Genomic DNA, 24,391 nt, shown 5'->3' on the forward strand with positions numbered 1-24,391 from the left:
GCCGGGACGGCCATCCTCCGGCCGGGAGGCGGTGCCGCATGAAAAACCGGATGCGGGTGGGGCGCGTGTGCGGCATGGGTGCAGGTGGCGGTGGTTGAATGCCGGTGCCTGGGCGTGACTGCTGCTGCGCCGGCTGCGTGCCTCGCGCTGGCACGCACACCTCAGCCTGCACACTGACCATGATCATTCAAAAGCTGCGCAACCGACGCAAGGCCTGCACCGCCGCTGCGCTGGTGGCGTATGGGCTGTTTGTGCTGGGCTGCGCGGTGCTCATCTCTCTGCCGGGATTTCTGTACTACTTCTTTTGGGAGAAGGCGGGCTGGGTGATCTCCACGCTGACCGGGTTTCTGCTGGGGAGCTTTGCGCTGTCGCTGCTGGAGGTGCTGGGGACGCTGGCGAAGGCGGTGCGCCGTGTGTTTCGCGGGCCTGCGGGGCGGGAGGTTGCGAAGGCGAAGGCGGACGCAGCCCCGCGCGACGAAGGTGGTGGCGCGGAGAGCGCCTGAGGCGAGGCAGCGCTGTTTGGGCGTGACTTCTGCGGGCGCCTGCGTGTAAAAAGGCGGCATGGCCCCCTTCCCCCCACGGCATGTGTGCATGGCTGGCATCTTGGTGCTCGCGTCTGGCGCGGTCGCGCTGGCGGACACGCTCTTTAATCTGCTGAAGGGCCGCTTCTTCTTCAATCTGGGATTCGTGGGCATCCCCATCGGTTACGGGCTGCTGATCGGGCGGGCCTCTTCACGGAAGTGGGCGCTGTTCTTCAGCAGGCTGGCGGTGGTGGTGGCCTGCGTGATCGTGACATGGGCCGCGCTGGACTGGCTGCCGCGCGGGGGCTGGGTGCTGGGGCGCGCCAGCTATGGCACGTGGGCGGAGTGGCTCATGCTGGCAGGCTGCGTGTATGTGGCGGCGGTGCTCTCCCGCAGCGGGCACCAGGAGTGGTTTGCGGAGGAGAAACAGGACACGGAGTGGGCGAGGTCCATCGCCTGGGGTGTGACGCTGGCGGTGATGGCGCTGTGCCTCCTCATGAACGCTGGGATGGCGCAGATGCGCGAGTCGTTTGCCAAGGCGCGGCCGCTCCACGTGCGCGTGACGCCGTATGATGCGGTGAGCGGGAAAGGGCTGAACAACATCGGCTGCCGTCACGACGGGCTTTCCAGCGTGGGGCCCGCTGCCGGGACGCGGCCGGGCACCCGGCTCAGCAGCGTGACTCACAGCAGCGCGGAGGGCATGAGCCTGGACTTTTACGGAATGGTGCTGGAGCCCTACCAGATCTCGGTAGGTTCCGCCGGGTATGAAAGCCAGGTGGTCACGCTGGACGGGGGCTCGCCCTCGGAGATCCGCGTGCCGCTGCAGCCGCTGAAGGACGCGGGTGCGGAGAAGAAGCCGGGCACGGGCGATGGTGGGAAAGAGTGACGCGAGCGCGATGAGTTGCCATGCCGGGGAGATGAAGGATGGCCGCAATCCGTTCTTCGCCCGGTGGGCTACGAAGGACGGGAGAGGCCCAAACATCGGGGCGGTGCTGATATGGCCCGGACTCGACAGCCTGCGGGCAAAGTGCTAAGACGGGGTGGTCATGGCAATAATACCTGCTGCTTAAGACCATGACCATGATCTGTATGAAACGAGGGCTTTTCTTTCTGACGCTGGCGGTGTGTGTGCTGGGTGCAGCCTGCGCCCATGCGGGGACGCGCATGCTGGCCTTCATCCACCAGCCGCTGACCACGCTGGGCACTGACGGAGATGCGGTGGTGGTGGTGGCGCGGGTGCCGGTGCTGGTGAATGCGGTGCCGGAGTCGTTCATCGGCGCGATCGCCATGCCCAACCGGCTGCCGCAAAGTGAGAGCGCCGGCATGCCGGACTCCAATCTGGTGTCCCTGCTGCACATGGGGGTGTCTGTGCAGCTGGTGAAGGGGCGGCACTTCCGCATCGTGCTGGATCTGCAAAATCTGGGAGACTGCGAGCCCTACGGCGTGACGGTGAAGGAGGTGGTGGCGGGCACCGTGCAGTGCCTGCAGGCCACCTTTGACGAAGGCGGCGGCCACCTGGGCTCCTACGAGCTGAGCATCCTGCCCAAAAAGGATGACAAAACGGACTGGAGCCCCTACGAGGGGCGCTACGAGGCCAAGGCGAAGGAGAAAGCGCAGAAGGCCCGCTGAAGGATGGCCTCATACCACCCCCGATGCCTCCCATGAATCCGCAGCAGCAGCCACCTTCACCACTCCCACCGGAGAGCCCCTCTGCCGCGTGGAAGTTTGAGCTTTCGGGGATGATCCTCTTCTTCGTCGTCGTGGTCGGGTCCTACCGCCTGGCGAATGCGCTGCGGGAGCCGGTGATGCAGCATTTCTCCCTGCACGGCGGCAGCCCGGGGGATGCTCCACCGTGGTATTTCATCACACAAGACTTCGCGGCGGGCGTGGGCGGCGCGGTGGCGCTGCTGCTGTGCCTGCTGGCGGCGGTGCCCATGTGGCGGTGGTGGCCCAGCTATGCGCCCATGATGGTGTGGATGCCGCTCCTCTGGCTGGGGGGTGGCATCGCGCAGAGCTGGATCATCTTCCACGCCTGCCCCGGGCTGCTGCAGGGCCAGCGCGTGACGAGCCGGTGGCCCACGTTTGACAGCTACCTGAACGACCCGGGCATCGCACAGGCAAACTCGCTGGTAATGGGTGGCGCGCTGGCGATGGCCCTGCTTCTACCGCAGGCAGGCCATCAGGCGCAGCTCTGGCGGGCGCGGAGGCGGGCGGCACGCGCGGGGATGGCGGAAAGCTGAGGGCGGGCCGGGCTGTGCTGAAGCGGGGCGGGCGTGGGGGGCGGGTGTTTGCGAAACAAAGCGCTTGAATTTAAAAATCGGGACCCAATCGATGATGGTATGTCATGGTCTTCTTTTCAGGCTGTTTCATACCACATTCCACCACTCCAACCCATCAGGACCCATGGCCCGAGCTTCCTCCTCCAAACCCCGCGCTCCCAGGGCTGCGGCACGGCGGCGCACTGCGGCACCGCAGACGGCGGCGGGCGCAGGCGGCATGGCGGGAACGGAGGGCGACGCTGCGCCAGCGGGCGGTGAGGCGGTGAGCGGTGCGCTGACTGTGGCGGGGCTGGAGGATGGGGCCTATGCGCCCCGTGCGACGGCTGGGAATGAGGCGGACGCTTTGCCTGATGGCGCAGTGGCAGGCGCTGCCGCAGGCGGCCATGGCGCTGGCGCTGCGTGTGCCGCTGGCGCAGGTGCGGCTGCCGCACGGGAGCCGGGGGCGAAGGCGGCGGTATGGCTGCCCGCCGGGCTGCGGCGCTGGCTGGAGCGCGCGCGGGCCCTGGGGCTGCGCACGGAGGAGGTGGTCTTTGAGCTGCATGTGCGCCAGGGGCTGCCGCTGCTGGAGGTGGCACGCGTGCTGGGCCTGGGGGCGCAGGCGGTGCAGGATCTCTGGCGGCTGGGCCGTGCGGCACACGCGGCACGCTCGCCCCAGTGCGAGGCGGATTTTGCCGGACTGCGCGAGCAGCTGTGCGCGGTGCTGTGGCAGACGGTGGAGGAGACCTTCCCGGGCCTGCTGCATGAGGCGGCTGAGGATGACGAGGATGAGGCGGGCGCACGTGCCTCGGCGCCGATGCTTTCGGTGCGGCTGAAGGCGCTGGACCAGATCGCGAAGCTCTACGATGTGGGCCTGGTGCAGCACACCGCCGCCTTTGCCCCCCTGCCCTACGCGACGCCGGATGACATCGCCGCCAGCGTGCGCGAGCGTGTGCTGGAAATGCACGGGCGCGGGGAGTGATACCACGAACTTTTATCAACGAGCCTGAAGGTGGAGGCACGAGCTGACGGAGGGGGATCATCTTGATCCCCCCACCTGCAGCGTGTTTGTGGATGTGCGAGGGCGCTGGATGATGAGGGAGGCTCGGCTTTGCGGAGGCACGAGAATGCAGGGCGATGCGTGAGCGTGAGGGATCGGGACGATCCCTCTCCGCCAGAGCGCTGGCCAAGCCGCATGGGATGCTGGCTTACATCCATAAGACCCGTTTTTCAGCTGTGCGTGGCATGATACCACGCACTTTTATCAACGAGCCTGAAGGGCCGCGCGGCGGACGCAGGTCGGCCGTGTTTGGCACCGAAGGATTTCCGAGGCACTGCCTTGACCTCCGCCAAACCGCCCGACTGCGAGGGTGTGCGCACGCCCTGCAGCCTGCCGTGTGCCGACACACACACCCAAGGCCGCCTTTCCCGCACCTGGCCTCAAACCGCAGGCTAGCGCGCGGGCGCGGTGGACTGAGCGGCGGGCGCTGTGGGCGGGGGGCTGTCTGCGGTGATGTCGAGCTGCAGGTACGGCGCGGCGCTGGGGATGCTGAGGTAGGGCGGGGCGGTCTGCTGCACGAGGAAGTCGGAGTCTTTGAGCGCGGGATAGCGTGCACGCTCGCCCGCGGTGAGGGGGCGCAGCATGTAGCCCTGCGGCAGCGGCGGATAGGCGAGCGCGGCGATTTCGGCGATGGATTTTCCCGGCAGGGTGCGCCGCAGTTCATTCACTTTCAGGATGTGATCGATGGCGGCCTGCCCCTCCTGCCTGATCTGCTCCTCCAGCAGCTGCTGCTGGTGGGCGGCATGGAAACTGGCCGCAAAATAAACCAGCACAGCCGGGACAAGGGTGACGAGCAGGGCAAAAAGAGCCGTGGACTTTTTCATAGGTGGGAATCGACACGCATGATACGCCATCCCCGTTTGTCATCTCCGGAATCTTGTGAATTTTACAGCCCCCCACCCTCCCCCTGAGCCCTGAACCGCCGCTGAAAGCCCCTGCCCAGCCCCACGCTGGATAATTTGTGGGTGCGGGAGATGCAGGGGGGGCTCAATTCACGCCGCTGCTTTTTTGATGGCATCCTGAATCTTGGCGAAATCTCCCGGACCTTTCACCATTTCAAAGAAGCACTGCCCGCCGCTGCGCTCCTCCCACAGTTTGCCGAGGCGTTCCTTCTCCACGGTGTCCGGGTTCCCGGCGAGATGGCCGCCTTTGTATTCCACCGCGAGGTTTTTTCCGTTCTTCAGCTTCGCGAGGAAATCGGGGTAGAACTTGTCCGTGCTCGTTTGAATCCAAAATGAAAGCTTCGGTTCGCGCTCAAGGTTGCGCACCCATGTTTCGACACGTTCGTCATGAGCGATAATGCGGGCGCACTCAATCTCCTCGTGGTTCATGGCGCCAATCTCTTTGTAGTAGTGCCGGGGCAGCTCCAGGCCGTGATAGCGATCTCCCACCGGATACTTCTGCGGATCGAAAGTGAAGACGCTCGCCAGCGACACATGCACGGTGCCTGAGCCGTCGCCATACAGCAGTGTTTCATACACCTTCTTTTGGTTCTGCTTCTCCAGTTCGTTCACCCGGGCAGCCACGGCCTTGAAAAAACGATGACGGTGCGCGGTCATCTGCTCCAGGGTCACGCCGCGCTTCTCCTGCTCGGAGATCACTCGCTGAAGCCAGATGTCCACCTCCGCATCCGTCAGGCCAGGATGTGGAAAGGCGCGGGCTGTGGCTACGATGAGTTTGGCTGGCGGCCACGCCGCGCTGGACTCCAGCAGGCGCTGCTGGCGGTCGGTTTCAGTGAGGAACCGCTGCTGAATCTTTTCCGTTTCATTGACATCAATCGAGATTCCGCGCTGCTCAGTCGGGATGACAAAGCTGGGCAGCAGCGCATCGCATTTGGCCAGCGTCCAGTGGTTGCGTTCCAAGATGTCATCTTCCTCCAGTTGATGGAGGAAATCCCCCTGCTTCAGTGCGAGCACGGGTACGGAGAACGTCACGCCAGCCTCTGCCGGGCAGGTTTTTCGCTGCTGCGGCTCGGCAGCGCGGCCGGCACGTTTGTTCACAGCGGCACGCACAGCGGCCTGGGCCTTGTCCGTTCCTGCCCAGGCCAGCACGGCGTCCTCCTGCTCTTTGTTCAAAGGCTTCGCCACGGTCAGCTCGCCGGTCTTCGGGTTCCATGTCACCACATCCACCACCGCCAATGGCAGCGCGGCCTTCGGCTTGTCTGGCAGAATCGTCGTGACGGGCACATCTGGCGGCGGAGCAGTCTCGGCAGGAATGCCGGGCAGCAGGGGGCGCTCCACCACGAGATCATCCACATCCTGCCCCTCAAAGCCGGATGCCACCAGCCCTTCCTTCAGTGCTTTGGCGGCTTCGTCAAACCTTGAGGAAGCCACAAAGGCGTAGGCGTTGTTCAGGTCGTCTCGCTGCTTGCGTTTCGCCTTCGGCATGCGCAGCACGCGGCCCAGAATCTGCTCCACCGCCTTGCTGCTGCCCATCTCCGCCACCGAAAAGAGCACATACGCCCACGGGCAGTCCCAGCCCTCTTTGAGCGCCTGCACGGTGATGATGAAGCGCACCTTGCTCTCACGGGTCTGCACGTTGATGCCATCCAGGCCGCGCCTGCTGCCGGTGTGCACGCAGATCTCGCTTTCGTGAATGCCAAACTCCTTCAGCTTTGCCTCCACTGTCTCCACGGTGATGCTGGCCCTGTCCTTGTACTCCGGCTGAGCCTGCAGCAGCATGATGGGGCGGATGTACTCGCCCGTCTGCGCCTCCTCCTGCCGTGCCTCTCCATCGAGGTGATTGAGCACACCGATGGCGTCTCCCAGCAGCGCGTCCCAGGGCTCGCGGTAGCGCAGGTAGATGGGCAGCTTGATCATCTCCTCCGCCTTCAGCGCGTAGGCGGAGACGGAGAAGAGCACGTTGCTGGGCGGGTTTTCATAGCTCTCCCCGTCCTCCTTCACCATCTCGGCCTTGAGGTTTGGCGTGGCGGTCAGCTCCAGCACGGCGGAGGGGTTCAGGCGGCGCAGGGTTTCAAATGAAAGCGGCTGCCGCGCATTGTGCGCCTCATCAATGATGACAAAGGGCCTGCGAAGACGGAAGACGTTTACCAGCGACTGGTTGAAGTGGCCTTCAGGCTCGCGCTCCACCGCCTCCAGCAGCTCCGGCGGCAGATTTTCAAAATGGCTCATCAGCTCACCGTTGTTCTTGTACACGTTCAGCGCGCTCATGTCCCTGCGGCGGAAGGCCTGCATGGTCGCCACCACGATGACGGTATGGCTGTCCAGCAGGGCCCGCTTCATGCGGGTGGCTTCCTCGATGTCCAGCACGGCCACATTTCCCAGGCTGGTGTCCAAAGACTGGCGGTATGGATCGTCCCGATCCTGCATGCGGGACAGCGTCTGCGTTCGGATGGCATCACTCGGTACCAGCCAGAGGATCAGGGCGCGGTCCCTTTGCAACAACTCCTGCACACCCAGGCTCACCGCCTCACAGGCTACCAGCGTCTTGCCGCCACCCGTGGGAATGCGCAGACACACGTAGGGGATGCCCGGCACCTGCCGCACGGGAGCGTAGGGCAGCCCCTGCCCCTCATGAATCTCCGCCGTGACCGAGGTAAATGCCGTGGAGGCGGGAAAGGTGTCCTCCGCCTGCTGCATGACACAGCACTTCTGGTAGTAGCGCCGCAGCCAGTGCAGGGCGTGGGATTGGTATTGCTTGAGTTCCATTAGCGGGTGCGGATGGCGTAAGGCGTTTGTTTGAAGGTGATGCCCTCGCGGTCGAGGCGGGCCTTGCTGAAGCGGCAGCCGGCGGCATAAACCACCTTCGGGCCATCGTGCGCGGGCAGGTGCTCCAGGGTGGCGCTTGTCAGCACATTGCCGCCGTCCACGCTCTTGTCCTTGAGGATGCCGTTGTAGAGCAGGTACACCGCACGGCCATGGTGGATGCCGAGCAGCGGCGTCTTGGCCGAGATGCGCTCCTTGGGCAGAGGCTCGCCCGTTTCAGAGAAATACACGTGTCGTGCCAGATCGGCGAAACGCACTTTATCCTCATTGATGCGCCCGTGGTCATCGAACAGCGGATCGCCAAGACGCACGTAGCGGAAGCCGCCGCCAAGGCCGGGCACGGAGTCGCCCTTGGCATTTTTGTAGCCTTCTGCCACACGCTTGACACGCTCGCGGGTGATTTCAGGCGCGATTTTTTCGTCCATTTCCACGAGAATGAAGCGGCGGCTTGCGGCGGCATCCTCCGAACTGCAATCTAGAGCCGCATTCATCTTGAGCACCGCGTGACCTGTGGTGCCGCTGCCTGCGAAGCTGTCGAGAACGAGGTCGCCTGGGTTCGTGGCGATTTGGAGGATGCGCTCGATCAGGCGGGTGGGCTTTGGGGTGATGAAGACAGAATCCGAGTCTTTAAAATCCATCACAGACACCAATTCCTTCTTCGCATCTTGTGTGTGACCTACATCCTTATAAAACCAGAGCGTCTGTGGAACCACGCCTTGCTTCACTTCGGTGAGGAAGCGTTTGATTTGCGGTATAGCGTTGCCGTCTTTGCCCCACCAAATTCGCTTGTCGGCATTTAACTCGTCGAATTTTTCCTTTGAGACGCGCCAATACATCCCAGTTGGTGGGCCAGCGATAACCCGTCCACTTGGACAAGTGATTGAGTATGTTCCCTTGCTAAAATAGTTTCTCGCCGACAAGTCACTTGTCTTCCAGACGCCGCGCGGATCATTATCTCGGTTTTTATAAGCGGCATCTTGCTCGTCGCTTCTAGCCACCAAGTTAGGTTTCCACGTTTCCGCATTTTTTGCATAAACAGCCACATAGTCGTGGTCTTCTGAAAAATGCCGGGCCGAGTTTTTGGGTGAATAAACTTTCTGCCAGATGCATGTCGTAATAAAGTTTTTCAGCCCAAAGATTTCATCCATCAGATATCGCAGCGCCTGAATTTCATTGTCGTCCAGGAAGATGAAAATACTCCCATCCTCGCTCAAGAACTCCCTTAGTAGAGCCAGCCGGGGATACATCATGCACAGCCAGCGGTCATGGCGGTCAAGGGTCTCTCCCTCTTTCCCGACGGTCTCGCCGATCCATTGACGGATGGCGGGGCTGTTGACGTTGTCGTTGTAGGCCCAGCCTTCGTTGCCGGTGTTGTAGGGCGGGTCGATGCAGATGCACTTCACCTTTCCACGGTAGTAGGGCAGCAGGGCCTTGAGGGCGAGGAGGTTGTCCCCCTCCACGATGAGATTCCCGCTGCCGGGGTCGCCACAGCCGAGTTCCGGCACGTCCCTGAGCAGACGAAACGGGACTTCGAGATGGTGGTTGATGACGGCGTCCTTGCCGATCCAGTTGAGCGTGGGCATGCCCGCCTGTTTTACGCAGGGCTGAGCGTGCTGTCACGCGTGGATTCAAGGCTGAGGCGCATAAAAGAGCGGGCATACCCCTCCAATGGACTGCCGAAGGGAAGCCACCAAAGCGACGCGACATCCAGAGGACAAGTGTGATATGCTGCCGCAGGGCCATGGGAAGCGGTGGCAAGGGCGGCGCGAGCGGATGCGAGTTCTTGCTAGAGCGGCGTAGGATTTCTGCTTGCCAAAGGGAAATTTCCCGGTTTTCTTCGCCTTTCCCGCCATGCCAAGACTTCTCGAACAATATGTGTCCGGGCTCCCCGCTCTGGAGGAGCTGTTTCCCGTGCCTGCGGAGCTGATCTCGCAGCGGGAAAACGCCACGGACTTCCCAGATGCGAGCTGCGCCAGCCCGCATGACCAGGAGGAGACAGAGTCCTTTGGAGCCGCGCTGTGGGAAGCCTGCGCTGGTGTGACGACCGCCCGATAAGCGCACCTGCCCCATGAGCGAGGAGCGCCAAGCCTGGCATGATCCCCTGGACAAGCCGCCCGCCCCGGCGCTGGTGGCCACCGCCGGAGAGATGATGGACGCGGAGCTGAAGTGCCTCTTCTGGCATGGCAACCACCCGGATGCAGATGCCGCGATGGCGGAGGCTTTTGAAAATCTGGCCGTGCGCTATGTGGAGACCCAGGCCAGCAAGACGATCACGCCCAAGGCCATCCGCATCGACTACCATGCGCTGCGGCTGATGCTGGGCCGCTTTTGCAGGGATGTGTACGGCATCATGCGGCTGCATCAGCTGATGGACCGGCTGAAGAAGGAAGGCCTGATGCAGGAGGAGGCGCGCCTGGCGCTGCAGGAGGAGGTGTCCCGGCTGAGCGTGCGCATCAACTCCCGCGCGCCCTTCATGACGCGCCGTGCTGCAGCCTTCTCCCTCTGGATGTGCACCTTCAGGCCTGTGCATCTGGACTTTGGGATGAGCAAACATGACCCCAGAACGTGCTTGTTTGCGGCAGGGCTCAATTTCTTCATCGCGCGCTCCTACCTGAAGCTCACGGGAGAGATCAACCTCGGCAAGCAGGAGGAGATGAGGATGCGTCTGGAGCGCATCTTGCATGACTTCACCTACCGCGAGGTGAACCTGTCCTCCCTGGAGTTTTTCTATTCATCCATCTACCGGAAACGCGACAACGGACAGACCGAAGTGGACGGCCCCGCGTATGGGTGTGAAAACGAGCTGCCGGCAGTCTGGTGAGGGCAAAAAGCGAACGAAAACCGAATCAGGTGCGTCGAATATAGCGTTTGTAGCGATTAATTGCTTGTAAACCTCTTCACTGCGCGGAGGCTTGGCGCATGCGCCAAGCCTCCGCGCAGTGAAGAGGCCGCCACATTCCACCAGATTGTACAAAGGACTTTTTAGACATGCTGACCACTCGAACCAACCGCCTCGATCCTTCCCTCATCCCCGAAGATGAGCTGAACGTGCTTGCCCGGCTTTTTGCCAAGCGGGATCACGTGGCTTTGATCGATGAACAGGGAAACCGCACGCACATTCCAGAAGCGCTGTTTGCGCATTTTGCGCGGATCGTGCGGCTCATGAATGAGCGCAAGGCCATCGTCATGGTGCCGGAGGACGAGGCCTTTACCACGCAGGCTGCGGCGAACTACCTGGGAGTCTCAAGGCAGCATCTCGTGAATCTTCTTGAGAAGGGGGATATACCGCACCACAAGGTGGGCGCGCACCGGCGCGTGACCTTCAAGGATTTGCTGGCCTACGAGCAAAAACGAGACAAGAACCGCCGCGAGGCGATGGACCGGCTGACTGAAGAGGTGATGAAAGCCGGGCTCTACTTTCCCGCCGCCCCCATGCCCGAGAAGACATGAGGGCGGACTTTAAAGTGGTGCTGGATGCCTGCGTACTGGCGAACTACGGCGTGGCAAACCTGCTGCTGCTCCTGGCCGAAAAGCCAAGGCTGTACCTGCCGGTGTGGAGCGAGGAGATCCTGGCGGAGACACGCCGGACACAACTGGGCCCGCTCGGCTGGCCGCAGCATGTGGCGGACAGTTTTCAAACAGAGCTGCGGCGGGCGTTTCCTGAGAGCCTGGCAGAGGGATATGAACACCTGACAGATAAGTGCATGAATGACGCGAAGGACAGGCATGTGCTGGCCTGCGCGGTTCACAGCAAGGCGGAGGTGATCCTGACCTTCAACCTGCGTGATTTCAGCGATGCGGCGCTGTCGCCATGGGGTGTGACGGCAAAGCACCCGCAGGAGTATCTGCTGACGCTGTTTGATCTGGAGCCGCTGCATGTGATGCACCAGCTGGGAGGCATCGCGCAGAAGCGTGGCTGCACGCTGGAAGATCACCTGATTGATCTGGGACGGTTTGTGCCTGAATTTTCATCGCGCCTGCTGGACGAGCTGAGCTCGTGATGCGAGCGCGGCTGGAATTGATAGCGATGGTATTTTCGAGCATTTAGAGCCATAAAAAGCTGCTTGCAGTCACCCACCTCACTTTTTTCCCCAGCCAAAAAACACTTTTCGCTTGCGGTTTAAAATTCGGACCCAAGGAGTATGAGCAGACAAGCCTGACGCAGTGCGGAACTCGGAGGGGGAACTCAAATGTTTGTTTGACCCTCGATCTCTCCTTTTTCGCATGCCTCTGCTCCCTTCACCTGCCCCTGCTCTTTCGTCTTCGCCTCTGGCGGATGCTGCGCCTCATGCCCTGGGCCCGGCTGCGGCCACGGTGGCTGCCCTGCGCGCAAAAGCGGCGCTGGTGCGCAAGCGCAAGAAGACGCCGCTGGAGGATGCGCTGGCGGCGAATGGCGGGGCGCGTGCAGTTCGGCTTGTCCAATGGGCGCGCTCTCAAAAGGCGCAGTATGACGCGGGCCTTGTCCAATGGCGGGCGAACCGCCTGAAGTGGAGCCAGGAGGCGCAGGATATTTTTGATCATCGGGCACGGGCTCGCCGGGAGAAGCTGGAGATGGAGGATGCGGCGAGCATCTTTGACATGGCGAATGATTCGGTGAACATCGTGGCGGCGCTGGCGGAATTTGCCGCGGCGCAGGCGGAGCAGGACATCTACGGCGGTGAGCCGTGGTTCGCGGCGAATCCGGTGGGCCGCACGGACTCGAAGCTGGCGGATGACATCCAGCACCATCTGCAGTGGACGTTTCGCGACGGCCGCTACCTGGATGCGCAGTGCCTGGGGATCGACCAGGCGGTGACGCTGGGGGAGTGCTTTATGAAGACGCTCTACGCGACGGATGTGGATGTGCATGAGGCGGTGACGCCCTGCCTGCATGCGGACGGTGTGCCGGTGCTGGATGCGCTGGGCGACTATGTGACGAGCGATGCGCAGGTGCGCCGGCTGCGCCGCCGCCTGAAGGGCAGGCTGGAGTGGAAGGATGCGTATGAGACGCGCGAGACGGTCATCCGCCAGGGGGTGGAGGCGGTGCCGGTGCACTTTAACGACATCTCTTTCCGCGAGGATGCGCCGGAGCTGGATCTGCGGCACACGAATGTGTACGTGAGCGTGGAGATGAGCACGTTTGAGGCGATGCGGAGGTTTCACCTGTCGAAGGAGGATGCGATACGTCTGGCGCGCTGCGCGGAGACGCGGGTGCACAGCGATGAGGAGGTGCAGCGCGAGCGCACGGCGGATGCGACGGTGACGTGCGCGCCGGCGGAGGAGCCGCTGGGCGAGGAGGAGGCGGACAAGCTGCTGAACACTCGCGTGAGGCTGATCGAGGCGTACATCCGCGCGGATGTGACGGGCACCGGGCGCGAGGCGCGGGTGTGCATGGTCTTTCCGCCGGTGCATGAGGACTGGATCGTGTGGGCGGACTACCTGGCGAATGTGTCGCCCAAGGCGGAGCTGCCGATCAAGTGCGAGGTGTGGGAGCCGGTGCCGCACCGCTTGTATGGTCGGGGATTTTTCTCGAAGTACTCCTACCTGCAGACGGGCACGGACAATCTGTGGAATCAGGTGAGCTTCCGTAATGAGATGCATGCGAATCCGCTGACGGCGGTGCATGAGGAAAACCTGCAGGTGGATGAGGACGGCGGGGCGATGGTGATCGGGCCGGGGAAGACGCTGCGGCCGAAGGCGGGGAAGCGGCTGGGGGATTGCATCGAGTTTGCGAACCTGCCGGACGCGGACTCGCGGAGCATGGAGCTTTTTCAAACGGGGATGCAGCTGGCGCAGTTGCGCAGCGGGATCACAAACGCGAGCCAGGGGGATCTTTCGGCGGTGCCGGAGAGCAACACGGCGACGGGGATCAAGGCCCTGATCAGCCGCGCGGCGGTGCTGCTGAAGAAGCCGGTGCGCCGGCTGCGGCGGAGCAAGGGCCGGGGCTTCAGCTATGCGGTGAAGCTTTTCTACTCGAACTTTGACCGCGAGGAGGCCTTTGCCTGGGGCGAGGGGCACAACAAGGAGCTGGTGAAGATCACGCCGGAGCATGTGCGCGACCTGGACATCGACGTGGTGATGCTGCTGACGCAGGAGCAAAACCAGAACAAGCTGCAGGGCGCGCAGGTGATGATGCAGCAGCTGCAGGGCTACTCGGGCCTGCCGGAGACGGACAAGGCGGGCGCACGCGTGGGCGTGGTGCAGGCGCTGAAGGCGCTGGAGTTTTCCAACGCGGAGGAGATGGTGCGCAAGCCGGTGGTGACGCTGGAGAGCTGCCTGCCGCTGCTGCCGCCGGAGGAGGCGCAAAAGCTGAAGGGCCTGCTGGCGCTGCAACAGCAGCAGGAGCAGGCGGCCGCACCGCCGCCGCCCGGAGCTGCGCCGGGTGCCCCGGGCATGCCGATGCCGGGCACTGGTGCGCCCGCCGCTGCGGGCGTGCCGGGCATGATGCCGCCGGGGGCGGGCATGCCGGGGCCGGGGGCTGCTGCTGGGATGACGATACCACCGGGTGGTATGCCTGGAGCCGAACCGCAGCCGGCCTGATCATGGACCTGCCTCGGGCGGTCCACGCCTACACCAACCACGTTATGACATTTTCCAACATCCTGAACACAAACCTAACCCCCTAGCACGCCATGCCTGCCTCACAACGCCGCACACCGCTCGATCCCATGTCCATCCCCGGAGCCCTCCAGGAGATGGTGCCCAACGCGTCCTTTCGCGCCGTCACGCCCTCGGACAGCGTCGCGATCAAAGGGGGCCCGGCGCGCGCGCTGTATGTGGGGGGCGCGGGGGACGTGGCCGCCATCAATGAAAACGGCGTGGCCGTGACCTTTGCCGCCGTGCCGGCAGGCGCCGTGCTGCCCATAGCGACGGCCCGCGTGAACGCCACGGGGACGACGGCGACGAACCTTGTTGCGCTCTAACACACCATGCTCGGATTTGGCCTGTCATTTGCTCACGCCCTCGGCACCCAAAACGTGCTGCAACAGCCGTTTGATCCTCTGAATCTCGGAGAAATGTCGGAGTGGTTTGATTTTCGCACCCTGACCGGGAGTGCTGATGGAGATCCTGTCTCCTCATGGGTGGGCAGGAGGGGGCTTTACACGCTTGCGCAAACGGGCACGGCCCGGCCGACTTGGAAGGCGGACGACGGCGACGGGAGCGCATCCATATCCATGGATGGTGTTGATGATTCTCTGGGCACCGGCATCAATAACGAGCTCCTGTTTGGGACCACGGGCGACATGGAAATCTGGCTGGTGATCAAACTGCCGCCAGTTCCTGCAGCTGGAGTTTTCACCTCCACCGGAATCTCAAATCAGATCGGACTGAACACGGGGGCGGAGAACGCCACCCTCAGTCTCTGCCATGGATCCGTCTCCATCACGTTTCCGACTGCGCTCCTGGCTGACAATGGCTGGCATGTGCTGCGGCTCATGAAGTCTGGATCTAGACGTGCGGTTGCCATTGATGGGAGCACTGTTTATGACAGCACAACCTCGGCCGGCCCTTACGTGACTGGGGATGACGCCCTGAATCTTGGATACTACTTTGGTTCGTATGGCGTGGTTGGCTTTCGCCATTGGCTGGCTTTTACAGAGCCTCTGAGTGATGCCGTTTCTGCTGCGCTCACCTCTTACCTGGGAGATGCCAAATGACACGGCTGCTGATCATGACACCTGCGGAGCCTCTGCGAGCACAGGCAAACACCCTGACCCCCGCCCCCTTTCCCCCTTCCCCATGATCGCACTCGGTCTAGCCCTGACTCTGGCACAGATGCGCGACTCCTCGCCGGGGGGGGCGGGGGAGGTGCTGCTGCTGGCAGGTGGCACGGGCGGCCTGCGGCTGGCGGACGGGGCAGGCTTTCTCCTTCTTTCCCACTGAAAACCACATCCTAATACTTTATGGCTGACCAGACACTCGCCTCGCTGACCGCCGCGACTCCCGCCACGGGAGGGCTGCTCTACGGCACGCAGGGCGGCGCGGACCGGAAGTTCACCCTCACGGCCGCAGGCGCGGCGCTGATGGAGGCGGCGGCTCCCGTCAGGCTGGACGAGCTCGCCGCGCCGACGGACGTCACCACGCTGAACGCCACCACCGGCGCCCACGGTCTGCTGCCAAAGCTCGGCGGCGGGACGACGAATTTTCTGCGGGCGGACGGCACCTGGGCGGCCCCGGGCGGCGGCGCAAACGGCCTGGGCGATTTCGCCTTTGTACACCCTTCGGGCAATGACGCCACCGCCGCCCTGGGAGACCCGGCCAGGCCTTTCGCCACCCTCGCTGCCGCCTACGCCGCCGCGCTCTCCGGCGGCGTGGCCAGATTTGTGCTGTCCGGCTCTCCTGCTGCGGGGCTCACACTCAGCACCAGTGAGGTCACCCTCGTGTTTCACAGCTTCCGCCAGCGGGCCGTCATCCCCTCCCTCACAGTGAGCGATGCCACCCGTGTGACCCTCATCGGCAGCAGCCGCTCGCTCGTCAGCATCACCACGCTCTATGTCTATGGCGTCGATGGAATCTCCGGCACCGGAGGAGATGGCGGAAGCGCCGGAGACGGCACCGCGCTCGACACCGTGAGCCTCTCCGGCCTGCACGTCGGCAGCGTGACCATCCGCTCCGGCTCCGGCGGCCTGGGAGGTGCGGGCGCGAATGGAGACAGCGGCATGTACAACGGCTCAGACGGCGGGCATGGCGGCAACGGCGCCAGCGGCGGCCAGCTCGTGCTCACAGACTGCCTGCTGGGCGCCGGCCCTTTCACCTCCGCCGGGGGCGTGGGTGGCAGTGGCGGTGCCGGTGGCTCAGGCTACAGCGATGAATCCTTCACCGGAGCTCCTGGCAATCCCGGCGCAGGGGGCAGCGGCGGCGGGGGCGGCACCATCGTGCTGCAGAGCTGCCTCACCGAGCAAAGCACCACGCCTCCTGCGCTCGATCTCAGCGGTGGCAGCAGCGGCTCAGGCAGCAGCGGCGGCATCTCCGGCTCAAACGGCACCTTCACGCTGCTGTGGTCAGACATCGGCTCCGCCACAAACTACAGCGGCGGCTTTGCGCGCATGAGCCTCGTCGGCAGCACCTTTTACAGCAGCGACAGCTACGTGTAGACCCACCTCCGCACACACCACGCGACAGCCCCTTTACCCCACGCCCTCATGAAGCTCCCCCTCGACCCCTCACACTTTGACATGCCGCTCTCCCTGGCCACCTGCATCTTTGGCGCGGCGGTGAGCGCGCTGGGCCTCGTGGCGGCCACGGTGGCGGGGTGGTACCTCAAGCTGGCAAACATCGACCCCCAGGAGCTCTCCATCCAGCCGCTGCATGTGGTGCTCATCGGCTTCATCATCGCGCTCGCGGGCTTCATCGTGCTCATCCTGCGCGCCGTCTGGGGCCGTGGCATCGAGACGGTGAACCGCTTCAGCGACGCGCTCAACAACCAGGCGCAGCAGATCGCCGACCTCATCGAGCTGCAGACCAGGCGCGTGGAAAAGCTGGAAACGCTGAGCTTTGACGCGCTGCGCGGCGCCACCCTGCAGGCCAGCCATACCACTAACCACCAGAAACCATGATCGGACTTTCGCACACTCTCTCGCTGGCTGCGCGGCAGCCGGGCGGCCCGCCGTGGGTACTCGCAAACGGTGCCTGGAATGACGCAGGCGTTTGGGATGACGCGGCGCTCTGGCGCGACTCCTGATTTTTTTCCACCCCAGCACACCCATGCCACTCAGCACTCTCGAAAACGGCGACACCGGGCTTCAGGCCCGCACGAAGATCAATGCGGTCATTGCGGCGGCGGGCGCCCTGCCGCGAGGGTACCTGGCCGGGCTTGCCATCCGCAGCATCGGCACGCGCAATGTCTACGTGTACGCCGGGACCTGCCGGGACGACACCAACAGCGTGGACATGACACTCGGAGGCATATTGACCAAACTCGTAGATGCCACGTGGGCCTCCGGGGATAGCAGCGGGGGGCTGGACCCTTATTCAGTCCCGGCGCTGACCACTCATTCTTGCTATGCCGTGTGGCTCATCATGGACTCGTCCGGCAATGTTGACGTGATTGTCTCCGCCTATGGCAACAGTGTGCCCCTGCCCTCAGGATTCATGTACAAACGCCGCATAGGCTGGGTGCGCGCGGCCAGCAGCACCACGCTGGTCGCCAGCCAGCAGTATGGAGATGAGACGATTCTCGGCACCTCGCAGACTTCCGCAGATTATAGCACGATAGTCAGCTCCCAAACAGGCATCGCCTTGCGGGCGCCGCCGTCTGTCGATGCTCTTTTGAAAGCGTCAGCATCATCCACCAGCGGAGCGTTTTTCGTGAGTTTGGATGCGTCGGCATCGACCCTCGTCACTCCTACTGCGGAGACGGCCTCACTGCGCGGAGTGGCCGCGACAGCTCCTGCCGCCGGACACTTCATGATACCGACGGATGCCTACGGGTATATAATCGCAAACGCCGCAGGCACCAACGTGACGCTCAAGCTGACCGTGCGCGGCTGGAGAGACACCCGCGGGCGGTTTGAGTGATGCACGCCCTATGAAACCCATTTCACACGGCCATTCACACCCCGCATGAGCGAAGACAAAACCGGACGTCCGGGCGGGCAGCCAGCATGACCGCATGCCCCTGCCTCCAGACACAAACACACGGAGCTGAATCACCATGACGCGCACCTGCTACATCGCCATCAACGGCATACGCACCAACCCCGGCGACGCCGAGGGGTGGACGGACCGTTTTGTCACCTGGATCAACACCCGGCTGCCGGACGGCGTGGTGGCGGAAAAGTTTGAGTACGCCTGCGGCGCCCTGCTCCGGCGCGTGCGGCAGCGCGAGCGCGCGGACGAGATCGCCAAAAAGGCGGGCTACTACCGGCGCGCGGGCTACCGCCTCGTGCTGGTGGGCCACAGCAACGGCTGCGACCTCATCGCGCGCGTGCTGGAGGCCTGCGGGGCGGAGATCGACGCCGCGCACCTCATCTCCCCGGCGGCGGACGAGGAAGACTTCGCCGAGGCCATCCGCGAGGGGCTGATCCGCCGCATCCACATCTACGGCAGCCGGAATGACGGCGCGCTGCGCTTTGCCGCCGCCACGCGCCCCCTGCTGCGCTGGCTGGGCCTCGGGTACGGCAGCCTGGGCCTGCGCGGGCGCGAGTTTGCGGCGCTCTTTCCCGGCGTGGTGCAGGACCACAGCGACGACACCTGCGGCCACTCCACCTGGCTGCAGCGCGGCGCGCCGTTTGAGGCGCTCATGCAGGCCCTCAGCGCCAATGATCTCGCGGACCATGCAATACCACTTTCTACCACACACAGCGCCGGAGACTGGAGCCCCGGAGACAGCGGCCTGCGTGACGAATAACCAAGAAACAAGACACTTTCCCCATGAAAACACCCACACCCGCCCGCGTCGCAGCCGCCGTGCTCGTAACAGCCCTCGCTCTCCTGAGCCTCAGCGCCTGCAGCAGTCCCGCCCTCCTGAAAATCCGCACGCCCGCCGTACAGGCGCAGATCATCGGAGATGTGGAAAAGGACATCCTCGCCGGCGGCGGAGCGCTGCTCATCTCCGGCGGCAGCACCAGCGCCGCCGTGACGGCGATGACGGCCCAGGAGCTGAAAAACCTCCCCGCCCTGCAGCAGGTGCTGGCAGCCCAGCCCACGCCGAAAAACCCCGCCTCTGCTGTGACGCCATGAATGCGCTCATCGGCATCGCCGCCGTAGGCCTGCTGCTCTGGGGCATGCACCTGCTGCTGGGCCAGGACTGAACACCGAACACTGAAAACCATGAGCACCCTCGCAGACACCTATGCAGACCAGTTCAAAGCCTGCGCCATCAAGGCCGAGCACGCCGCCGAGGCGCGGGCGGAGGCCGCGCGCATCCTGGCCAGCCGCGCGCGCTATGAGGCCGTGGCCGCGCACTTTCCCGGCATGCCCTGGTGGGTGCCAGGTGTGCTGCACAGCATGGAGTGCGGGCTGAAATTCACCCGGCACCTGCACAATGGCGACCCGCTGACCGCGCGCACCGTGCAGGTGCCCAAAGGCCGGCCCAAGGCGGGCACACCGCCCTTCACCTGGGAGGAAAGCGCGCGCGATGCGCTGGTGTACGACGGCCTGGACAAAGCCACCGACTGGAGCCCCGGCGCGGCGCTGGTGGCCTTTGAAAACTACAACGGCACCGGCTACCGCAAAAAGGGCGTCCCCTCCCCCTACCTCTGGTCCTTCACGGACCAGTACCGCTGCGGCAAATACGTGGCCGACGGCCGCTACGATCCCCTGGCCGTCAGCCGCCAGTGCGGCTGCGCCGCGCTGATGAAAAACCTTTTTCAAGCATCCGCTTGACTATTCAAATCCGGACCCAATACCATAGTATGGCATCGTCCAGCACACCATTACGGCCCCAGATCAGGCAGGGCCCCGCCGGCAAAGCGCAGCCGGCCCCGCTCAAACACGGCCCGGCCCGCGACGCAGCCCGCACAGGGCGCCCTGCCCCGCACCCGGCCATGGCCGCCGCGTGATTTTCCCCACCTCTCTTAATACCACTTCATACCACCCGCTTTAACGATCATGGCCTCTCCCACCGTCACCAGCATCTTCCCCGTCTCCGGCCCTCTGCTCGGCGGCGTCACCGTCACCATCTCCGGCTCAAACTTCACCGGCACCACGGGCATCACGCTCGGCGGCTCGGCCGCCACCGGTGTGACGGTGGTGGATGACAGCACCCTCACCTGCACCACGCCTGCGGGCAGCGCGGGCACGGCCAGCGTGCTGGTGACCAACGCGGACGGCACCAATGCCGCCAACTCCCTCTACACCTACCAGGCCGCACCCACGGTGACCGGCATCTCCCCGGTCAGCGGCCCGCTCACCAGCGGCGCGAGCGTGACGATCACCGGCACGAATTTCACCGGCGCCTCGGGCGTCACCATCGGCGGCGCGGCGGCCACGGGCGTCACCGTGATGAGCAGCACCAGCATCACCTGCACCGCGCCTGCGGGCAGCGCAGGCACGGCCAGCGTGCTCGTCACCACGCCCAGCGGCACGAATGCAAGCAACTCCCTCTACACCTACCAGGCCGCGCCCACCGTCAGCGGCGTTTCGGTTTCCAGCGGACTCCCCGCAGGCGGCGGGAGCCTGACGATCACCGGCACGAATTTCATCGGAGCCAGCGGCGTCACCATCGGCGGCACGGCGGCCACCAGCGTCGTCGTGGTCAGCGGCACCAGCATCACCTGCACCGTCCCCGCGCACAGTGCGGGCACGGCCAGCGTGCTCGTGACCACGCCCAGCGGCACCAATGCGGCGAACAGCCTCTACACCTACCAGACCGCGCCCACCGTCAGCGTCGTCTCACCCGCCAGCGGCCCGCTGGGCGGCGGCGCGAGCGTGACGATCACCGGCACAAATTTCATCGGCGCCACCGGCGTCACCATCGGTGGCACACCGGCCACCGGCGTCGTCGTGGGCAGCGGCACCAGCCTCACCTGCACCACGCCAGCGGGCAGCGCGGGCACGGCCAGCGTGCTCGTCACCACGCCCAGCGGCACGAATGCGGCGAACACGCTCTTCAGCTACGTGCTGCCGCCCACGGTCACCGCCATCTCCGCCACCAGCGGCTCGGCCAATGGCGGCGCGACGGTGACGATCACCGGCACGAATTTCACCGGGGCCACCGGCGTGAGCATCGGCGGCACGGCGGCCACCGGCATCACCGTGGTAGATGATACCAGCCTCACCTGCATCACGCCCGCGCACAGCGCGGGCACGGCCAGCGTGCTGGTGACCACGCCGGGCGGCACCAATACGGCCAACAGCCTCTACACCTACGTGCTGACACCGCCCACGCTCACCGACATCTCCCCCATCGCGGGCTCCACCGCAGGCGGCACCAGCGTCACCCTCACAGGGACCAACTTCACCGGAGCCACGGGCGTGACCATCCGTGGCGTGGCCGCGACGGACGTCGTCGTCATCAGCGGCACGAGCCTCGTCTGCACCACGCCGGCGGGCACCGCAGGCTCTGCCAGCGTGGCCGTCACCACGCCCAGCGGCACGGTTTCCAGCAATCTCTACACCTACGTGCAGCCCGCGCCCACGGTCACCGCCACCATGGCCAATGGCGCCTCGCCTGCGCGGGGCTCGACCCTGGGCGGCACGCTGCTCACCGTCACCGGCACAAATTTCACCGGGGCAGGCAGCGTCACCATCGGCGGCGTGCCCGCGACGAATGTCACCGTGCTGAGCAGCACCAGCCTCACGTGCATCACCCCGGCGGGCAGCCTGGGCGCGGTGAGCGTGGCCGTCACCACCGTGGGCGGCACCAGCGCGGACAACACCCTCTTCACCTACGAGCTGGCCGTCCCCCACGTCACAGACATCTCCCCCGCCAGCGGCACCTCCGCAGGAGGCACCACGGTGACGCTCACCGGCCGCAGCTTTACCGGCGCCACCAGCGTGACCTTTGGCGGCGTGGCGGCCACACGGCTCGTCGTGCTCAATGACAACACCCTCACCTGCACCACGCCGGTGGGCAGCGCGGGCACCGTGCAGCACGTGGTCGTCACCACGCCGAATGGAGCGAGCACGGACACCATCACCTTCAACTACGTGCTGGCACTGCCCACGGTGAGCAGCATCTCCCCGCCCATCGGCCCCGCCGCAGGCAGCACCACCGTCACGATCCGGGGCACCTACTTCACCGGAGACACCGACCTCGCCGGAGCCACGCGCGTCACCATCGGCGGCGTGGACGCGACAAATTTCAGAGTGGTCGATGCCACCACCCTCACCTGCACCACACCGCCGGGCATCGCCGGCACGGCCAGCGTGCAGGTCATCGCCGCCGCCGGCACCAGCGCGCCAAACAGCCTCTACACCTATGTGACCGCCACGCCCACGGACACCTACATCTACCTCAAAGGCGGGCGCGGAGACGGCTTTGTGCCGCTGTGGACGGGCCAGGTCTCCGAGGAGGGCACCACGGAAAAAGGCGAGCCCTACCGCAATGAATTCCAGACCACCGTGCAGCTGGACAACAACTCCGCCGTCTCCTCCTCAGGCACCGTGGGCTACGCCAGCAGCGGCGGCTCCGCCTCCAACGGCTTTGGCGGGCAGCTCACCACGCCCGGCCACATCACCAAGGTGGCCATCACCAAGGAAATCATCGGCTACACCGCGCAGGCCGTCAGCGTGAATCCCACCTACGGCTCGCTCTCAGACTCCGCCTCCGGGACGCCGCCGCGGCAGTTTGACAAGACTACCACCTGGCTGGTCTTCGTCTCCAGCAACGGCCTCGGCTACAAATACCGCAAGGCCGATGTGATGGGCTGGGGCTCCCAGCGCCGCGAATAATTTCAAGCCCACCCTCCGCACCCCATGCCCTCCATCAATTCCAACTTCGACTGGGTGGACACGCCCAACCCCGCCGAGCGCGGCTTCACCATCACCGCCAAGGAAGGCCCCGGCGACGAGCTCCCGGACTTCAACTCCCGGATCTACCGCTGGAGCGACTGCCCGCAGTGGATCCGGCGCGCGGAGAGCATCCCCGAGAGCCTGCAAGGCTACACCCTGGTGCACGCCGCCAAGGCGGACTACCAGAAGCGCACCTTCATCTTTGGCCGCACACGCACCGAAGCCGAGCGCAACACGCCTTTCCAGGTCTCCTGGGTCAAGCGCATGCACTACTGGCCCACCGTGCTGCTGAAGCTCTGGTTTGAAAAAGGCAACCTGCCGCTCTCCGCGCAGTATGACAGCACCGGCATCGCCACCGCAGCACGCACGCACCCGCGCATGAAGATACGCGACGGCGCGGAATACCCCACGTGGTTCAAGATCAGCCGCTTCCTCTCCGAGGTGCCCTGGCCCCGGCGCGACAACCGCTCCCCCACACCCATCACCGACTCGCCGAACTGGAGCTTTGACGGCTGCAGCGGCAGCATCCCCGAGTGCCTGCACCCCGGCTGCCGCTTCCCCCGCTACCAGACCAGCGGCCAGGTCATCTTTGGCGCAGGCACGCCCGAGTCCGAGGTCAGCGGAGACCTGGTGGCGCAGGAGTTTCCCGCCACGCCCATGACGGACTGGGAGCGCTACCCCGTGGAGGACACCACGCAAAACATCGGCGGCTTCTGGTTCCGCGAGCTCGTCGAGGCCATGCCGCCCATCGACGACCGCGAGAGCACCTCATAGCCTTTAGAATACCATTTTCTGATGCCTAATACCACGACCACCTCCGGCCCTCCGGCCGCATCCCCCGCGCCCGCCGCCGCCGGCAGTTTTGTCCAGCCCGGCAGCTCGTGGCTGTCGCGGCAGTGGGTCGCCAAGTCACCCGGCGTGCGGATCACCCACGGCATCACGCAGGACAACGTGCTCATCCGCACCCGCAGCACGCGGCCGAGGATCGACATCGACCAGACCACCTCCGCCTTCGGCAGCCAGTCCCCCGCCCCGCAGACCACCGTGGAAGATCCGTTCCCCGCGCCCCCACCCTTCAGCATTTACATTCCGCCGCAGGAGGTGCCCCGGCCGACGCCGACGCCGACACCCACGCCCTGGCCAACGTCTTCACCCACACCGACGCCTCCACCTACGCCTACGCCTACGCCTACGCCTACGCCTACGCCTACGCCTACGCCTACGCCTACGCCTACGCCTACGCCCACGCCTACGCCTACGCCTACGCCCACGCCCACGCCCACGCCCACGCCCACACCCACACCCACACCCACACCCACACCCACACCCACACCGCCCCCAACACCCACACCACCGCCCCCAACACCCACACCACCGCCCCCAACACCCACACCACCGCCCCCAACACCCACACCACCGCCCCCAACACCCACACCACCGCCCCCAACACCCACA

The 24,391-nt window shown here is 64.7% G+C and carries 26 protein-coding genes; 23 read left to right on the top strand and 3 right to left on the bottom strand.

The window, feature by feature from the left end:
* Positions 1–179: 179 nt before the first annotated feature.
* From ACFQDI_RS20765 to ACFQDI_RS20785, 5 genes are all read left to right on the top strand, one after another.
* Positions 180–503, top strand: coding sequence for a hypothetical protein (locus ACFQDI_RS20765; RefSeq protein ID WP_377170480.1), 324 nt, complete (start codon positions 180–182; stop codon positions 501–503).
* Positions 504–561: 58 nt separating this feature from the next.
* A complete protein-coding gene (locus ACFQDI_RS20770) occupies positions 562–1,407 on the top strand; it encodes a hypothetical protein (RefSeq protein WP_377170482.1) in 846 nt (281 codons plus the stop codon).
* Between the two features lie 203 nt (positions 1,408–1,610).
* Positions 1,611–2,150 (top strand): hypothetical protein, encoded by a 540-nt coding sequence (locus tag ACFQDI_RS20775; RefSeq protein ID WP_377170484.1) that lies wholly within the window; start codon positions 1,611–1,613, stop codon positions 2,148–2,150.
* Positions 2,151–2,173: 23 nt separating this feature from the next.
* Positions 2,174–2,761 (top strand): hypothetical protein, encoded by a 588-nt coding sequence (locus ACFQDI_RS20780; protein WP_377170486.1) that lies wholly within the window; start codon positions 2,174–2,176, stop codon positions 2,759–2,761.
* 163 nt (positions 2,762–2,924) lie between these two features.
* On the top strand, positions 2,925–3,758 hold the full coding sequence (locus tag ACFQDI_RS20785; RefSeq protein WP_377170488.1) for a hypothetical protein: 834 nt from the start codon (positions 2,925–2,927) through the stop codon (positions 3,756–3,758).
* A 470-nt stretch (positions 3,759–4,228) separates the two neighbouring features.
* Here the strand turns inward: ACFQDI_RS20785 and ACFQDI_RS20790 are convergent, their stop codons facing one another.
* From ACFQDI_RS20790 to ACFQDI_RS20800, 3 genes are all read right to left on the bottom strand, one after another.
* Positions 4,229–4,660 carry a hypothetical protein gene (locus ACFQDI_RS20790; RefSeq protein ID WP_377170490.1) on the bottom strand — a complete coding sequence of 144 codons (432 nt, stop codon included), beginning with the start codon at positions 4,658–4,660 and terminating at the stop codon, positions 4,229–4,231.
* A 168-nt stretch (positions 4,661–4,828) separates the two neighbouring features.
* The gene (locus ACFQDI_RS20795) at positions 4,829–7,504 is read right to left on the bottom strand and encodes a DEAD/DEAH box helicase (RefSeq protein WP_377170492.1); all 2,676 of its coding nucleotides are present in this window, start codon (positions 7,502–7,504) and stop codon (positions 4,829–4,831) included.
* A complete protein-coding gene (locus ACFQDI_RS20800) occupies positions 7,504–9,144 on the bottom strand; it encodes a site-specific DNA-methyltransferase (RefSeq protein ID WP_377170494.1) in 1,641 nt (546 codons plus the stop codon). Before ACFQDI_RS20800 ends, ACFQDI_RS20795 begins: the two co-directional genes overlap by 1 nt.
* 268 nt (positions 9,145–9,412) lie before the next feature.
* Between ACFQDI_RS20800 and ACFQDI_RS20805 the strand changes: the two genes are divergently transcribed.
* From ACFQDI_RS20805 to ACFQDI_RS20890, 18 genes are all read left to right on the top strand, one after another.
* Positions 9,413–9,616, top strand: a complete 204-nt coding sequence (locus ACFQDI_RS20805; protein ID WP_377170496.1) for a hypothetical protein — start codon at positions 9,413–9,415, stop codon at positions 9,614–9,616.
* 13 nt (positions 9,617–9,629) lie between these two features.
* Positions 9,630–10,382, top strand: a complete 753-nt coding sequence (locus ACFQDI_RS20810; RefSeq protein WP_377170498.1) for a hypothetical protein — start codon at positions 9,630–9,632, stop codon at positions 10,380–10,382.
* Positions 10,383–10,549: 167 nt separating this feature from the next.
* Positions 10,550–11,011, top strand: a complete 462-nt coding sequence (locus tag ACFQDI_RS20815; protein ID WP_377170500.1) for a helix-turn-helix domain-containing protein — start codon at positions 10,550–10,552, stop codon at positions 11,009–11,011.
* Entirely contained in the window at positions 11,008–11,562 is a 555-nt protein-coding gene (locus ACFQDI_RS20820) for a PIN domain-containing protein (RefSeq protein WP_377170502.1), read from the top strand. The genes ACFQDI_RS20815 and ACFQDI_RS20820 overlap by 4 nt, the downstream gene beginning before the upstream one ends.
* 223 nt (positions 11,563–11,785) lie before the next feature.
* Complete coding sequence (locus ACFQDI_RS20825) at positions 11,786–14,080, top strand: portal protein (RefSeq protein ID WP_377170504.1); 2,295 nt, start codon at positions 11,786–11,788, stop codon at positions 14,078–14,080.
* Positions 14,081–14,172: 92 nt separating this feature from the next.
* Entirely contained in the window at positions 14,173–14,463 is a 291-nt protein-coding gene (locus ACFQDI_RS20830; RefSeq protein ID WP_377170506.1) for a spike base protein, RCAP_Rcc01079 family, read from the top strand.
* A 6-nt stretch (positions 14,464–14,469) separates the two neighbouring features.
* The gene (locus ACFQDI_RS20835; RefSeq protein WP_377170508.1) at positions 14,470–15,198 is read left to right on the top strand and encodes a hypothetical protein; all 729 of its coding nucleotides are present in this window, start codon (positions 14,470–14,472) and stop codon (positions 15,196–15,198) included.
* 82 nt (positions 15,199–15,280) lie between these two features.
* Complete coding sequence (locus ACFQDI_RS20840) at positions 15,281–15,424, top strand: hypothetical protein (protein WP_377170510.1); 144 nt, start codon at positions 15,281–15,283, stop codon at positions 15,422–15,424.
* Between the two features lie 20 nt (positions 15,425–15,444).
* On the top strand, positions 15,445–16,635 hold the full coding sequence (locus ACFQDI_RS20845) for a hypothetical protein (RefSeq protein WP_377170512.1): 1,191 nt from the start codon (positions 15,445–15,447) through the stop codon (positions 16,633–16,635).
* Between the two features lie 48 nt (positions 16,636–16,683).
* Positions 16,684–17,097: a hypothetical protein gene (locus ACFQDI_RS20850; RefSeq protein WP_377170514.1), complete on the top strand. Its 414-nt coding sequence runs from the start codon at positions 16,684–16,686 to the stop codon at positions 17,095–17,097.
* Complete coding sequence (locus tag ACFQDI_RS20855; RefSeq protein ID WP_377170516.1) at positions 17,094–17,222, top strand: hypothetical protein; 129 nt, start codon at positions 17,094–17,096, stop codon at positions 17,220–17,222. The genes ACFQDI_RS20850 and ACFQDI_RS20855 overlap by 4 nt, the downstream gene beginning before the upstream one ends.
* A 23-nt stretch (positions 17,223–17,245) precedes the next feature.
* On the top strand, positions 17,246–18,058 hold the full coding sequence (locus tag ACFQDI_RS20860) for a hypothetical protein (protein ID WP_377170518.1): 813 nt from the start codon (positions 17,246–17,248) through the stop codon (positions 18,056–18,058).
* 136 nt (positions 18,059–18,194) lie between these two features.
* Positions 18,195–18,890: an alpha/beta hydrolase family protein gene (locus tag ACFQDI_RS20865; RefSeq protein WP_377170520.1), complete on the top strand. Its 696-nt coding sequence runs from the start codon at positions 18,195–18,197 to the stop codon at positions 18,888–18,890.
* A 23-nt stretch (positions 18,891–18,913) separates the two neighbouring features.
* Positions 18,914–19,222 (top strand): hypothetical protein, encoded by a 309-nt coding sequence (locus ACFQDI_RS20870; protein ID WP_377170522.1) that lies wholly within the window; start codon positions 18,914–18,916, stop codon positions 19,220–19,222.
* Between the two features lie 90 nt (positions 19,223–19,312).
* Positions 19,313–19,867, top strand: coding sequence for a peptidoglycan-binding protein (locus tag ACFQDI_RS20875; protein ID WP_377170524.1), 555 nt, complete (start codon positions 19,313–19,315; stop codon positions 19,865–19,867).
* Positions 19,868–20,092: 225 nt separating this feature from the next.
* Positions 20,093–22,876: a beta strand repeat-containing protein gene (locus ACFQDI_RS20880; protein ID WP_377170526.1), complete on the top strand. Its 2,784-nt coding sequence runs from the start codon at positions 20,093–20,095 to the stop codon at positions 22,874–22,876.
* A gap of 24 nt (positions 22,877–22,900) precedes the next feature.
* Entirely contained in the window at positions 22,901–23,710 is an 810-nt protein-coding gene (locus ACFQDI_RS20885; RefSeq protein ID WP_377170528.1) for a hypothetical protein, read from the top strand.
* 107 nt (positions 23,711–23,817) lie between these two features.
* Positions 23,818–24,391, top strand: a 574-nt coding sequence (locus ACFQDI_RS20890) for a hypothetical protein (RefSeq protein ID WP_377170530.1), incomplete at its 3' end; no start/stop codon positions are given.

This window comes from Prosthecobacter fluviatilis (assembly GCF_042655725.1).
In the GTDB taxonomy this organism is placed as follows: Bacteria; Verrucomicrobiota; Verrucomicrobiia; order Verrucomicrobiales; family Verrucomicrobiaceae; genus Prosthecobacter; species Prosthecobacter fluviatilis.

Bases quoted from the DNA above. Each gene is read 5' to 3' on its own strand.
- ACFQDI_RS20765 (WP_377170480.1), top strand. From the start codon at position 180: ATGATCATTCAAAAGCTGCGCAACCGACGCAAGGCCTGCACCGCCGCT.
- ACFQDI_RS20770 (WP_377170482.1), top strand. From the start codon at position 562: ATGGCCCCCTTCCCCCCACGGCATGTGTGCATGGCTGGCATCTTGGTG.
- ACFQDI_RS20775 (WP_377170484.1), top strand. From the start codon at position 1,611: ATGAAACGAGGGCTTTTCTTTCTGACGCTGGCGGTGTGTGTGCTGGGT.
- ACFQDI_RS20780 (WP_377170486.1), top strand. From the start codon at position 2,174: ATGCCTCCCATGAATCCGCAGCAGCAGCCACCTTCACCACTCCCACCG.
- ACFQDI_RS20785 (WP_377170488.1), top strand. From the start codon at position 2,925: ATGGCCCGAGCTTCCTCCTCCAAACCCCGCGCTCCCAGGGCTGCGGCA.
- ACFQDI_RS20790 (WP_377170490.1), bottom strand. From the start codon at position 4,660: ATGAAAAAGTCCACGGCTCTTTTTGCCCTGCTCGTCACCCTTGTCCCG.
- ACFQDI_RS20795 (WP_377170492.1), bottom strand. From the start codon at position 7,504: ATGGAACTCAAGCAATACCAATCCCACGCCCTGCACTGGCTGCGGCGC.
- ACFQDI_RS20800 (WP_377170494.1), bottom strand. From the start codon at position 9,144: ATGCCCACGCTCAACTGGATCGGCAAGGACGCCGTCATCAACCACCAT.
- ACFQDI_RS20805 (WP_377170496.1), top strand. From the start codon at position 9,413: ATGCCAAGACTTCTCGAACAATATGTGTCCGGGCTCCCCGCTCTGGAG.
- ACFQDI_RS20810 (WP_377170498.1), top strand. From the start codon at position 9,630: ATGAGCGAGGAGCGCCAAGCCTGGCATGATCCCCTGGACAAGCCGCCC.
- ACFQDI_RS20815 (WP_377170500.1), top strand. From the start codon at position 10,550: ATGCTGACCACTCGAACCAACCGCCTCGATCCTTCCCTCATCCCCGAA.
- ACFQDI_RS20820 (WP_377170502.1), top strand. From the start codon at position 11,008: ATGAGGGCGGACTTTAAAGTGGTGCTGGATGCCTGCGTACTGGCGAAC.
- ACFQDI_RS20825 (WP_377170504.1), top strand. From the start codon at position 11,786: ATGCCTCTGCTCCCTTCACCTGCCCCTGCTCTTTCGTCTTCGCCTCTG.
- ACFQDI_RS20830 (WP_377170506.1), top strand. From the start codon at position 14,173: ATGCCTGCCTCACAACGCCGCACACCGCTCGATCCCATGTCCATCCCC.
- ACFQDI_RS20835 (WP_377170508.1), top strand. From the start codon at position 14,470: ATGCTCGGATTTGGCCTGTCATTTGCTCACGCCCTCGGCACCCAAAAC.
- ACFQDI_RS20840 (WP_377170510.1), top strand. From the start codon at position 15,281: ATGATCGCACTCGGTCTAGCCCTGACTCTGGCACAGATGCGCGACTCC.
- ACFQDI_RS20845 (WP_377170512.1), top strand. From the start codon at position 15,445: ATGGCTGACCAGACACTCGCCTCGCTGACCGCCGCGACTCCCGCCACG.
- ACFQDI_RS20850 (WP_377170514.1), top strand. From the start codon at position 16,684: ATGAAGCTCCCCCTCGACCCCTCACACTTTGACATGCCGCTCTCCCTG.
- ACFQDI_RS20855 (WP_377170516.1), top strand. From the start codon at position 17,094: ATGATCGGACTTTCGCACACTCTCTCGCTGGCTGCGCGGCAGCCGGGC.
- ACFQDI_RS20860 (WP_377170518.1), top strand. From the start codon at position 17,246: ATGCCACTCAGCACTCTCGAAAACGGCGACACCGGGCTTCAGGCCCGC.
- ACFQDI_RS20865 (WP_377170520.1), top strand. From the start codon at position 18,195: ATGACGCGCACCTGCTACATCGCCATCAACGGCATACGCACCAACCCC.
- ACFQDI_RS20870 (WP_377170522.1), top strand. From the start codon at position 18,914: ATGAAAACACCCACACCCGCCCGCGTCGCAGCCGCCGTGCTCGTAACA.
- ACFQDI_RS20875 (WP_377170524.1), top strand. From the start codon at position 19,313: ATGAGCACCCTCGCAGACACCTATGCAGACCAGTTCAAAGCCTGCGCC.
- ACFQDI_RS20880 (WP_377170526.1), top strand. From the start codon at position 20,093: ATGGCCTCTCCCACCGTCACCAGCATCTTCCCCGTCTCCGGCCCTCTG.
- ACFQDI_RS20885 (WP_377170528.1), top strand. From the start codon at position 22,901: ATGCCCTCCATCAATTCCAACTTCGACTGGGTGGACACGCCCAACCCC.